Annotated in this window: 9 protein-coding genes; all 9 read left to right on the top strand. The window is 27.6% G+C overall.

Annotated features, from left to right (window positions below):
* Window positions 1–38: 38 nt before the first annotated feature.
* The 9 genes from Q3287_RS04320 to Q3287_RS04280 all read left to right on the top strand — a co-directional run bounded on the left by Q3287_RS04320 (window position 39) and on the right by Q3287_RS04280 (window position 13301).
* Window positions 39–2903, top strand: a complete 2865-nt coding sequence (locus tag Q3287_RS04320; RefSeq protein ID WP_407963574.1) for an EAL domain-containing protein — start codon at window positions 39–41, stop codon at window positions 2901–2903.
* Window positions 2904–3086: 183 nt separating this feature from the next.
* Window positions 3087–4094, top strand: a complete 1008-nt coding sequence (asrA, locus tag Q3287_RS04315) for an anaerobic sulfite reductase subunit AsrA (RefSeq protein ID WP_054270695.1) — start codon at window positions 3087–3089, stop codon at window positions 4092–4094.
* A complete protein-coding gene (gene asrB, locus Q3287_RS04310; RefSeq protein WP_054270694.1) occupies window positions 4095–4886 on the top strand; it encodes an anaerobic sulfite reductase subunit AsrB in 792 nt (263 codons plus the stop codon).
* Window positions 4887–4898: 12 nt separating this feature from the next.
* Entirely contained in the window at window positions 4899–5867 is a 969-nt protein-coding gene (gene asrC / locus Q3287_RS04305; RefSeq protein ID WP_407963573.1) for a sulfite reductase subunit C, read from the top strand.
* Between the two features lie 60 nt (window positions 5868–5927).
* The gene (locus Q3287_RS04300; RefSeq protein ID WP_223195589.1) at window positions 5928–6704 is read left to right on the top strand and encodes a formate/nitrite transporter family protein; all 777 of its coding nucleotides are present in this window, start codon (window positions 5928–5930) and stop codon (window positions 6702–6704) included.
* Between the two features lie 272 nt (window positions 6705–6976).
* Entirely contained in the window at window positions 6977–8995 is a 2019-nt protein-coding gene (locus Q3287_RS04295; protein WP_407813894.1) for an FUSC family protein, read from the top strand.
* Window positions 8996–9216: 221 nt separating this feature from the next.
* The gene (locus Q3287_RS04290) at window positions 9217–10077 is read left to right on the top strand and encodes an alpha/beta hydrolase (RefSeq protein ID WP_054270690.1); all 861 of its coding nucleotides are present in this window, start codon (window positions 9217–9219) and stop codon (window positions 10075–10077) included.
* 96 nt (window positions 10078–10173) lie between these two features.
* Entirely contained in the window at window positions 10174–11043 is an 870-nt protein-coding gene (locus tag Q3287_RS04285) for a radical SAM protein (RefSeq protein ID WP_054270689.1), read from the top strand.
* A gap of 257 nt (window positions 11044–11300) precedes the next feature.
* Window positions 11301–13301, top strand: a complete 2001-nt coding sequence (locus Q3287_RS04280; protein WP_407963572.1) for an FAD-dependent oxidoreductase — start codon at window positions 11301–11303, stop codon at window positions 13299–13301.
* Window positions 13302–13325 lie beyond the last annotated feature (24 nt).

Below are 13325 nucleotides of genomic sequence, written 5' to 3'. Positions count from 1 at the left end.
CTGTCTTCATATGATTTAGTCATAAAAGGAGTGGGACTATGAAGAAAAAATATAGATTTATTATTACTTTGGTTGTTTTTTTACTTTTGTTAAATCCATGCTTGATTTTGGCGGATTCTAATAAAGAAAAAGTGAGAGTGGGGTATTGGCCTAGTTATGGAATCTCTGTTACAAAGGATGGTAATTTGTATGGATATACCTATGATTACCTTAATGCAATAGCTAAGATAAATAACTGGGAATTAGAATATATATCTTGTGGATGGAGACAAGGATTAGAAATGCTCAGAGAAGGAAAAATTGATATATTTGGAGCATTGCAAAAAAGTGAAGAGCGTGAAAAATATTATGATTATACAGATTTAAATTTTGGATATGAATATGGAGCATTATATGTAAATGAGAGGAACAATAGCATATCATATAATAATCTAAAAGAAATTGATGGAAAAGTGGTAGGGACTGTATCAAATAATCATTTTAAGAGTGTATTTGATGAATACTGTAAAAAAAATAAAATATCTGTAAAATATAAATATATTGAAAGTTCAAAAGAACTTCAAAAAAAACTTGAAAAAGGAACGATTGATATGTTACTTACAGGTAGTATTAGAGATATGCCAAATACAAAGGTAGCTTTACGCTTTTCATCAGAACCTATATATTATGCAACGACTAAAGGTAATAAGAAGATACTAGATGGTTTAAATTATGCATTAAAAGAGATAAAGCGAGAAGATATATATTATGATGGTAATTTGTTTAATAAACATTATAAAGATACTTCAATAGCTTCAGAAGGATTTTCTTTAGAAGAGAAAGAGTATATAAAGAAACATCCTACAGTAAAAGTCGTATCTGGTACAGATACATCACCATTATCTTTTTATGATAAAAATACAAATTCTTATAAAGGAATATCAATAGATATATTAAAATCAATTTCTAAAAACTCAGGTTTAAAATTTGAATATATAAAAGTAGAAAACTTTTCAGAAGGTTTAAAAATGGTTGAAAATGGTGAGGCAGACATATGTGCAAACATGTTTATGTCGCGGAGCACTGAGTTAGAACACAACATTATGTTTACTGATGGATATCTTGAAACTACTATGTTAGGCATAGCAAAAAGAACTATTAGAATGGATGAAAAAACTAAGGTTGCAATGATAAAATGGACAGGAATAGAGTCATTCGTAAAAGAATATTATCCGAACCAAAATGTTATTTTTTATCCAAATGCTAACAAATGTATAGAAGCCATAAAAAAAGGGGAATGTGATATATTTATTGGAAGTAATTATATATTAAATAATATAATTAATACTGACGAATTTGATGGTCTTATGTTTATGCCCATTGAAAATCAAGTTGTAGATATTGGTATAGGTGTTTCTGGAAAAACAAATTCAACATTATTGTCAATACTTAATAAATCTATTAGTAGAGTTACAGAAGAAGAAGTGGCAATTGCAGTTACAGGAAGTACAAAATATTTAGAACATGAAGTTACAATGTTAGATTTTATACAACATAATATGGTGGTATTTATTTTAATGGTAGCATTTATTGTATTCATAATTTCTGCAATATTTATTTTTAATTATAAAAGACAGGTAGAAAAATTAGAAAATGTAGCTTATGTCGACGAAGTAACAGGCATAAGAAGTTTATTGAAGTTTAAAATCGATGCTAATAAGCTTTTTGAGAAATATGGAGTAGATAAATTTGTTATATATTATATTAATATAGATAAGTTTAAGTATATAAATGATATGTTTGGTTTTGAGTTTGGGGATAATATTCTAAAGTACATAGCAAAGCAAATAGGAAAGAGCCTTTTTAAGGACGAGATATATGCAAGACTATCAGATGATAGATTTATTGTAATGACAAAGAAAAATACCATAGAAAATTTAAGAAAAAGAGCAATAGATTTTTTTGAAACAGTTAGTAAAAATAAAGAAAGAACATTCAAAATAGATATAATACTTAAATGTGGTGTATACTTAATTGATAAAGATGATGTCAATATTGATGTAATGATTGACAGGGCTAAGATAGCCTGCCAAACAATAGAAACTAATTATAAAAGTAAGGTAGCTTTTTATGATGATAAAATAAGGCTTTCTATATTGCGTGAGAAAGAGATTGAAAATAATATGGACAATGCACTCTTGAATGAAGAATTTGTAATTTACTTACAACCTAAATTTAATCTAAAAACAGGTGAAATTATAGGCTCAGAAGCTCTTGTTCGTTGGATGCATCCAACTAAAGGGATTATTCCTCCTAGTGATTTTATTCCTTTATTTGAAAAAAATGGTTTTATAGAAAAACTTGACCTATATGTTTGGGATAAGGTATTTAATGTAATGGCAAGATGGTTAGAAAATGGATTAGAAGTGTTACCAATTTCTATGAACGTTTCAAGAATCCATCTAAGTAATAGAAATATAGTAGCCAGTCTGACGTCTTTAATAAAAAAGTATAATGTACCTACATATCTCATTGAACTTGAGTTGACTGAAAGCTTATTTTTATCTAATATAAGTGTTCTCTTAGATATATTAAATGATTTACATGATATTGGATTTATTGTATCTATGGATGATTTTGGAAGTGGATATTCTTCTCTTAGTCTTTTAAAAAAATTATCAATAGATGTATTGAAGATTGATAGAGAATTTTTAAATGAGACGATTACATCTATACGTGGAGAAAAAATTATAAAGAATACAATTAAATTAGGTAAGGATTTAGATATGATAATTGTCGCTGAAGGAATAGAAACTGAAAGTCAACTGAATTTATTAAAAAATGCAGGATGTGATATTGGACAAGGATATTACTTTGCAAAACCCATGGATATAGAATCTTTTGAAAAACTTGTATTTAAATGATTAGATTTTTAATTAAAGAATATAAATAATAAAAAAAATATTAATAGAGTTTACTAAACTCTATTAATATTTTTTTTTATTTTTGAAACTGTGACAATTATCACAGAAGTATAGAAAATAAAGTGTTAAGATTTAAACAAGATAACAAGTAAGTAAAATTAAAATATAAGAAAGGTGATAAAAATGAAATTAAAATTAGATTCATCTAAATTCAATGAAGGTCTGAAGCATCTAAAAAAAGACTACAAAATATTTGCACCAGTTTTAATACCATTTAAAGGTACTTTTTCAGATACTGACATAATAAGATACCAAGAGGTAAACGATTTCGAAGAAATGGAGTTTGCTCAAAAGGCAAATTTCTCACCAAAAGAAGTGATACTCCCTATAAATCAAGTCTTATTTTATTTTACTGAAAAAGAGTTTAAGGAAAGCGATTTAGACGATAAGAAAATTTTGATTTTCTTAAGAGCTTGTGACATAAATGGAATAAAGAGACTTGATGAAATATATCTAAATAATGGAGAAGAAAAAGACTATTTTTATAAAAACATTAGGGATAAAGTAAAGTTTGTACTTGTAGGATGCAAAGAAAGCTTTAGAAATTGTTTTTGTGTAAGTATGGATTCTAATAAAACTGATAATTATTCAATTGGACTAAATATAGAAGGAAATACTCTATATTTAGATATAAAAGATAGTGAATTTGAAGTATTTAATGGAGAACCAGCTGAATTTAATGTTAATTATGTAACTGAGAATCTAATTTCTGTAGATGTACCAGAGAATATTGATTCAAATGAAATGATAGGAAATTCAATATGGGATGAGTATGATACAAGATGTATTGGATGTGGTAGATGTAATTTTGTATGCCCAACATGTTCATGCTTTACAATGCAGGATATTTTTTATAAGGAAAATGAAAACGTAGGTGAAAGAAGAAGAGTTTGGGCTTCATGCCAAGTAGATGGATATACAGATATAGCAGGTGGAAATTCTTTTAGAAAAAAACAAGGTGAAAGAATGAGATTTAAAGCTATGCATAAAATCAATGATTTCAAAAAAAGATTTGGATATCATATGTGTGTTGGATGTGGAAGATGTGATGATGCCTGTCCACAATACATATCATTTTCAAAATGTATAGAAAAAATAAATGATTTAGTGACTAGTAAGGAGGAAATATAAATGAATTCATATATACCAGTAAGTGCAAAAATAATAGATATAACTAAACACACTGATAAAGAATGGACTTTTAGAGTAAATTGCGATACAAAAGGTGTATTGCCTGGAAAATTCTATGAGATATCTATACCTAAATATGGTGAAAGTCCAATATCAGTATCAGGGTATGGAGAAGACTATATTGATTTTACAATAAGAAATGTAGGGAAAGTTACTAGTGAGTTGTTTAATTATAAAGAAGGCGATTCTTTTTTTATAAGAGGACCTTATGGAAATGGATTTGATGTATCTCTTTATGAAGGAAGAGAAATTGTAGTAGTGGCAGGAGGAAGTGCTTTAGCTCCTGTAAGAGGAATAGTTGAACATTTTTATAACAATAAAGAAAAATGTGAAAAATTTAAACTAATAGTAGGATTTAAATCACCAAAAGATGTTTTATTTGCAGAAGATTTAAAAAGATGGAGTGAAAAACTTGATATCTTAGTTACTGTAGATGGAGCGGATGAAGGATATAATGGAAACGTAGGATTAGTAACAAAATACATACCAGAATTGGATATAAAAGATATAAATAATACTTCTGCAATTGTAGTTGGACCTCCAATGATGATGAAATTTACAGTAGGAGAATTTTTAAAAAGAGATTTAGATGAAAAGAATATTTGGGTTTCTTATGAAAGAAAAATGTGTTGTGGAATAGGTAAATGTGGACACTGTAAGATGGATGATACTTATATATGTTTAGATGGACCAGTATTTGATTATTCATATGCTAAAAATCTTATTGATTAGGGGGCGGAATTTGTGATAAGAGATTTAAATACTAAAAAAGTAATGAAAAATGCTTATAGAATTACAAAAACAAAATATAAAACTTCTTTAAGAGTTAGAGTACCAGGTGGTCTTATTGACCCTGAAAGTTTAACTATAGTTTCTAAAATTGCAAGTGAATATGGTAATGGTCAGATACACATAACTACAAGACAGGGCTTTGAAATATTAGGGATAGATATGGAAGATATGGAAGAAATAAATAAAATTATACAGCCTGTCATTGAAAAAATGAGTATAAATCAAAATGAGAAAAATGCAGGGTATCCAGCAGCAGGAACAAGAAATATAGCCGCATGTATAGGAAACAAGGTCTGTCCAAAAGCGCAATATAATACAACTGAATTTGCTAAAAGAATAGAAAAAGCAATATTCCCAAATGATTTACATTTTAAAGTGGCTTTAACTGGATGTCCAAATGATTGTATAAAAGCTAGAATGAATGACTTTGGAATTATTGGTATGGCTTTACCAGTATATGAAAAAGATAGATGCGTAAATTGTGGAGCATGTGTAAAAAAATGTTCTAAAATATCTGTTGGAGCATTAAAAACAGAAAATAATAAGGTCGTAAGAGATGGAGATAAGTGTATAGGATGTGGAGAATGTGTGCTTAATTGTCCAACAAATGCATGGACTAGAGATGAGAAAAAATACTATAGGTTAGCCATAATGGGCAGAACAGGAAAGAAAAATCCTAGGTTAGCAGAAGATTTTCTTTTATGGGCAGATGAGGATAGCATAATAAAGATAATACTTAATACTTATAAATATGTAGAAAAGTATATAGATAAAGATGCTCCAGGAGGAAAAGAGCATATAGGATATATAATTGATAGAACAGGATTTATGGAGTTTAAAAAGTGGGCACTTGAAGGAGTTCAACTTCCAGAAGTAACTAAGATGCATGAAAATATATACTGGAGTGGTGTTAAATATTAATAAATTAATTAAAATACATGTTTGGGTAAATTAAAAATTAAATAGAAGGAAGAGGGAATTATGCATAAAGAAACTTTGGATAAATTAACTAACGCAGCTATAAATAAAGTAAATTTATTAAATATGAGTAAAGTAAAATATTTAGTATCTTCTGCATTTGCGGGCCTTTATGTAGGAATAGGTATACTTTTAATATTTACTATTGGAGGACTTTTAACTGATGCAGGCTCACCTATGACTAAGATAGTAATGGGATTATCATTTGCAATAGCACTTAGTTTGGTTGTAATGACAGGGACTGAACTATTTACTGGTAATAATATGGTTATGTCGGCTGGTATGTTAAATAAAGGTGTAGGTATAAAAGATACTTCAAAGATATGGATATATAGTTGGGTAGGAAATTTAATTGGAGCTTTGATTTTAGGTCTTATATTTGTAGGAACTGGTCTAGTAGACAAAGGACCTGTAGCTGAATTTTTTGCGAATACGGCAGCAAGTAAAGCTTCCATGCCGTTTATGGCTCTTTTCTTTAGAGGAATTTTATGTAATATTCTAGTATGTGTATCAGTATTATGTTCATTTAGAACTAATAGTGATAGTGCAAAAATAATTATGATATTCTTATGTTTATTTGCTTTTATAACATCAGGTTTTGAACACAGTGTAGCAAATATGACAGTTTATAGTGTTTCATTATTTTCATCAGCAATAAAAACAGTTAGTATTGGAGGAGCTATTTATAATTTAGTAGCTGTTACACTTGGAAATATTGTTGGAGGAGCTTTATTTATGGGGTTGGGTACTTATATATTAGGTAAAGAAAAACTCAAATAAATTTATTGTATAAACAAAATAACTCTCTTAATAAATATAACTTCAGTATTATTAAGAGAGTTATTTTTATTTTTTGAAAAAATATTTGAAAGAAAAATCATATGGGAGCATATGAATTTATATGTATATATACATAATAAAGTGTGTGATATTATGAATTATATATATATATTGATTTATAAAAGTTAGAATCCTTCCGTAAAAAAGACGATTTTGAATAAGGGAACAAATGTGATAAAATAGGTCTTGTTGAAATTTTTAGGGGGGATATGATGACAAAAAAACTGGTAATATCAAAAACAAAAATGTTTATTTTTATAATAGCATTTATTTCTGTATTTATATATTTATTTGGAAGTAAGAATACACTAATAGGCGTAGGTATAGTAACGGCTATGTTGACACTATTAGAAAGAGATTTAACCATTTCTCCAATTAAAAATTTACTAAAATATTTAGCAATAAATATAATTTTAGGAGTATTATCATTTTTTGCGGTACAAAATATGTATTTAGGAATTTTATTAAATTTTATAGCATTATTTATAATAGGATATGTGTTTAGTTATGACCTAAAAAGAGCAGTATATGTACCTTTTGGTCTAATGTATATATTTATGGTAAGTATACCTGTAGGAATAAGTGAACTTCCTATGAGATTGTCAGCTTTAGCTATTGGCGCAGTTACAATAATGATTGCCCAGTTTGTTATGAACAGAAATAGAATGAAAAACGTTGGTGATAAGGAACTAATATCTATATGTGATGAACTGTTAGAAAAAATTAGTCTTTTAAAAAATATTATTAATGATGATAATTCTATAAATAAATCTCATATTAGAAAAATGGATAGTTGTAATTATAGAATAAACTCTATATCCAAAAGTCTTAAAATGGTTATTTTTGATAACAGAAAAGATGACTTTTATATAAGTATTAAAGGAATAGACATAATAAATATTTTATTTTCATTAGAAAGAATAAATTTAATACTGGACAGATATAAGACAGATAGTAAAGAATTTGAGGATGAAGATATAAAAAATATTATAGAAGAAAGTAACACCAATAGTAAAGCAGACGTATTAACTGTAGGGTTTAAAGAAGTAAACTATATTAAAATGTGCTTAGAAAATAAAGATACAATAAGTGATAAAGAAATATTAGGATTTAGAGATTATGTTATTGCTCAAGATACTAAAAATATAAATTTAAAAGAAATTTATAATGTGTTAGAAAATTTATATGAATTTTTATTAGATTATAAAAAAGTAAAAACAAGAGATGAAAAAAAGGCTGAAAGAAAATCAAAGATACCAAAGGAATTTAAAAGACTATCGATATACAAGAAAAACTTCAATTTAAACTCTATAAGATTTTCTTATGCAGTAAAGATTGCTTTAGCTACATCTATAGCTGGATTTATTATGGACTATTTCCATTTAAGAGATGGGAGATGGATAATGTTAACTGTGTTCTCATTAACACAACCTTATGCAGAAAATTGCATTCAAAGGTCCAGAAAAAGAATAGAAGGTACACTTGTGGGAGCTATAATATTTATTGTTTCATTTTCAATAATAAAAGATAGTACATTAAGGTCATTAATAGTTCTCTTAGCAGGATATATAAACTCTTATGTAGTTGATTACAGGAAATTAATGATGTGTGTAACTGTTTCAGCTCTTGGCTCAGCAGTAGTTATGGGAGACCCTAATGTTTTAACCATAAGTAGGATTTCATATGTGGCATTAGGAGCCATTATTGCATTAATAGTAAATAAGTTTATATTACCATATGATGCTAAAACTGGTTATCAACATGTCATAGACATGTATAAGGGAATAGTTAAAAATATAATTGATGAAGTCAATAATTCTATAGAAAATGTGACTAATACTTACTACATAAAGAATTTATTATTGGTACCATCACTTATTGAAGATAGAATTATGTTGATAAATGCTATATATAAAGATAAATATCAAGAAGATTTTTTAGAAAATCAGAGATTACTAATAAGTAATATGTATAATCTATATATAAATATTAATAAGAATAAAATTAAAGATGAAGATATAGAAAAAATATTGAGAGATACTAATTATATTTCAAATTACAATGCAGATAAGTATGATGAAGGAAGAATGATAATCTTAGAAAGTATTAAAAATTCTAAGAATATAGGTGACAAAATAATTTGTCTAAATTTGTTACAGACTTTAAATGGTGTCAACGAAATGTATAGAATAAGTGATATCACTAGAGTTTCAATAGAAGAAACAGCATAGATATTGATTTAATTAAACCATGAAATAGTCATATATTTAGAATAAAGTATATGACTATTTATTTTATATAAGATTAAAAAAATAGTATATAAAAAGCAAAAAACATATATTTATGAATTTTGTATGAAAATAGTTAAAATATTGATTTTTTTCATTGGTTGAAAAAACAATTTACTTAGGATAAACTATAATAGTATTCAAATATTATGGGGGTTAGATTTATGAGTAAAGATGTAAAGGTAAAGCGTAATAAGAAATATGATACATTTAGTATAACTATGGAACTTGAGAGACCTTTACTTTATGATGAGGTTGAAAACAAAGATGATAAAAATAATAATAATAAAAAACTTAATATAAAGAATAAAATATTCAAGGGAATAGGTATACTATTTGTATTGATTTTACTTGGTTTTTTCATATGGATAAATAAAACATATGAACCTCAAAAACTAGCAAAAGAAGCTTTGGTTAGTAATAGTAAAGTAGAGGTAACTGTAAATGGAAATATTTCATTTACACCAAAAGGAAGAAAAGTTTCAAAAGGTTTAATTTTCTATCCAGGGGCTAAAGTAGAAATAGAATCTTATGCACCACTTGCTAGAAAAATAGCAGAAAGTGGATATGAGGTAGTAATTGTAAAGATGCCACTTAATATAGCCTTACTTGGAACCAACAAAGCTCAGAAAGTTATGGATTCTTACAACAATATAGAGCATTGGGTAATAGGAGGCCATTCGTTAGGAGGAGTTGCAGCAGCAAATTTTGCACGTGATAATAAATTAATCGATGGAGTTGTATTTTTATCTTCTTATCCAATGGGTGATGAGTTGAAACAGCTAGGCAAAAAAGTTATATCTATATGGGGAAGTAAAGATGGTGTAGTCAATTTTAAAAGTCTTGTAGAATCAAAACAAAAACTTCCTGATGATACAACTTATGTTGAAATTGAAGGTGGAAATCATGCACAATTTGGAGATTATGGAAAACAAAAAGGAGATAACGATGCTATTATAAGTCAAGAAAAGCAACTTAATATTACTGCTAATAGTATTATTAAATTTTTAAAGAATATATCTTAAATTAAAATTTAAAGTCTATAATTATATAAAGTATTATTTTAATTAAATATTAATAATATAATAGAATGAAGATTCGATTACAAGGGGGATTTTAATATGGAATATGATATGCCACTGTATAGACCACCAAGTGAGGCTTATAGTCTTATAATACAAGTCACACTAGGATGTTCTCACAACAAATGTACATTTTGTAGCATGTACAAGTCAAAAAAATTTAAAATAAAGCCATTAGAAGTAATAAAAAATGAAATTGATATATTTAGAAGACATTATAGACATGTAGAAAGAATATTTTTAGCAGATGGAGATGCATTGATAATACCAATGGAGAAATTAAGAGATATAATCTTATATGTAAAAGAAGTTTTTCCAGAATGTGAAAGAATTACTTTATATGGCTCACCTAAATCTATAGAGAAAAAATCTGATGCTGAACTTAAAGAGTTAAGAGAACTTGGTGTTAAGATGATTTATTTAGGACTTGAAAGTGGAAATGATGATGTATTAGAAGATATTAAAAAAGGATTTAATAGTGAACAATTAATAAAAGTTGGTAAAAAAGTTAAAAAAAGTGGTATCAAATTATCATCTACAGTAATAGCAGGTATTGGAGGAACTAAAAAAACACATCAGCATGCAGTTGACACTGGAAAAATGTTAGGAGCAATTTCTCCAGACTATGTTGGTGTACTTAGTTTAATGGTAGAACCTAATACTGAACTTTATGATTTACTTCAGGCAGGAGAATTTACAATATTGGAAGATAAAGCTGTATTACAAGAAATTAAAGAGATGATAAAAAATATAGATGCCAGTGAAAAAATTGTATTTAGAAGTAATCATGCATCTAACTATGTTAACTTAAAAGGTATATTACCTGATGATAAGCAGCGTTTAATTGATGAGATTGATTACTATCTAAGTAATCAAAAATTAAAAAGAGAAGAATATAGAAGGTTATAGCTTTTACCTATCAATACATATTGATTGATAAGTAAAATGCTAAAATTGTCTAGATTGAAAAAATCATGCTACATTAATAGCCATTTACTATTAATGTAGCATGATTTTTTTGTAAGAAGATATAAGGATGATTCATAGAAAATATCTATTAATAATGATTAAAACATGCACTGGTTTAATATATTTCTTAGCATTATAATAAATACATAAATTTAATTTATAAAAATTACAAATATAAAATGTGTGGAGGAATAGAAATGAAAAAATATCAAAATATCTTTGAGTCATTAACTATAAAAAGGATGAATGTAAAAAATAGAATAGTTATGCCACCAATGGGGACAAATTTTGGTGGTGAAAGTGGAGAATTTAAAGATGAACATATCAAATATTATGAACAAAGAGCAAAAGGGGGAACAGGGCTTATAATAGTAGAAAATGCTTGTGTGGATTTCCCTTTAGGTTCTAATGGAACAACACAGATAAGAATAGACCATGATAGATATATACCTGCTTTATATAAATTAACAGAGACCATACATAAGTATAACACATGTGTAGCAATACAAATTAATCATTCAGGAGCTTCTGCTATGCCAGATAGGATAGATGGTTTAGTTCCTGTATCTTCTTCAAATGTACCTTCAAAAAAAGGAGGAGCAATTCCTAGAGAACTGGATATAGAAGAAATTTTAAATATCGCAAAAAAATATGGAGAAGCAGCTAAGAGGGCTCAAATAGCAGGTTTTGATGCAGTTGAGATACATGCAGGTCATTCATACTTAATAAGTCAATTTTTATCTCCAATTTATAATAAGCGTACTGATGACTTTGGTGGAAATATTGAAAATAGAAGTAGATTTGCAAAACTAGTGATTGATAAAGTTAGAGAAGAGGTAGGTCCATTATTTCCAATATCTTTAAGAATAAGTGCTGATGAATTTATGGAAGAAGGAAATACTCTGGCTGATACTCTAAAAGTTCTAGAATATTTAGATGAAGAAGTGGATATATACAATGTATCAGTAGCATTAAATGATTCTATACAATTTCAAATAGATAAGATGACACTGGAAGATGGATGGCGTTCATACATATCTAAAGCAGTTAAAGAAAAATTTGGTAGACCAACTATAGTAACGGGAAATATACGAAATCCAGAAATAGCATCAAAAATACTTGAAAATGGTGAAGCAGATTTTATAGGTATTGGTAGAGGTCTCATAGCTGATTCTAATTGGGTTGAAAAAGTACAAAATGGAAAAGAAGATTCAATAAGAAAGTGTATTTCATGTAATATAGGATGTGCAGGTAATAGGATTGGCTCCAATAGACCTATTAGATGTACAGTAAATCCCGATTTAATAAATGGAGAAGAATATACACAAAGGAAGGTAAACAAAAAAACAAATGTAGTTATTATAGGAGGAGGAACTGCTGGTCTTGAAGCAGCAGCCACAGCAGCAGAAGTGGGATGTAATGTATTTCTAGTAGAAGAAAAAGAAGAGATAGGAGGACTTGCTAAAGTAATATCGACTTTTCCAGATAAAATGAGAATACACGATTTTCCAAAGTACTTGACACAAAGAGTTAATAAATTAAAAAATTTAATTATATTTAGAAATACAAAAGCTGATATTAAGTTTTTGGAAAATTTAAAGCCTGACATAATTGTAAATGCTACAGGCTCAAGACCATTGATTCCTCCAATAACTGGCTTATTGGATAGAATAGATAGAGAAGGAGAAAATGTAAGTTCCATATTCAAACTATTTGATGATATAGAATCTTTCAAAACGGAAGATTTGAGAGCTAAGAAAGTAGTTGTTATAGGAGGAGGAGCTGTTGGATTAGATGTTGTAGAATTCTTTTCAGAAAATAAGGCTAAAACTTGTATAGTTGAGATGTTGCCAGTAGTAGGAAAAGATTTAGACCCTATAACAAAGGTGACAATGGATAAAATGCTAAAAGATTACAATGTTGATGTATATACAAATACACGATTATTAGAAGTTGGGAAAAATACTTTTAGAGTAAAGAAAGATGAAGAAGAATTTTTGCTAGATTTTGATTACGGATTTATATGCTTAGGTATGAGTTCTAATAATCCAATTTTAAGTGATTTAAAGGAGTATTTTGAACCAAGAAATGTGGAAATTTTAAACATAGGAGATAGCAAAGTTGCTAGAAGAATAATAGATGGGGTTAGGGAAGGAAGAAATATAATAACAACATTAGAAAAATTAAATCTTTTATAGGTAATAAAAAGTAAAGTAACCTTG

Origin of the sequence: Clostridioides sp. GD02404 (genome assembly GCF_045898275.1) — a bacterium.
Classification (GTDB): domain Bacteria; phylum Bacillota; class Clostridia; order Peptostreptococcales; family Peptostreptococcaceae; genus Clostridioides; species Clostridioides difficile_A.
Note: the sequence above shows the minus strand (reverse complement) of the source record. Positions and strands in the feature narration are given on the sequence as shown.

Coding starts and splice junctions, on each gene's coding strand:
- asrB (WP_054270694.1), top strand. CDS start 4,095: ATGAATTCATATATACCAGTAAGTGCAAAAATAATAGATATAACTAAA.
- asrA (WP_054270695.1), top strand. CDS start 3,087: ATGAAATTAAAATTAGATTCATCTAAATTCAATGAAGGTCTGAAGCAT.
- Q3287_RS04320 (WP_407963574.1), top strand. CDS start 39: ATGAAGAAAAAATATAGATTTATTATTACTTTGGTTGTTTTTTTACTT.
- Q3287_RS04285 (WP_054270689.1), top strand. CDS start 10,174: ATGGAATATGATATGCCACTGTATAGACCACCAAGTGAGGCTTATAGT.
- Q3287_RS04295 (WP_407813894.1), top strand. CDS start 6,977: ATGACAAAAAAACTGGTAATATCAAAAACAAAAATGTTTATTTTTATA.
- Q3287_RS04290 (WP_054270690.1), top strand. CDS start 9,217: ATGAGTAAAGATGTAAAGGTAAAGCGTAATAAGAAATATGATACATTT.
- Q3287_RS04280 (WP_407963572.1), top strand. CDS start 11,301: ATGAAAAAATATCAAAATATCTTTGAGTCATTAACTATAAAAAGGATG.
- Q3287_RS04300 (WP_223195589.1), top strand. CDS start 5,928: ATGCATAAAGAAACTTTGGATAAATTAACTAACGCAGCTATAAATAAA.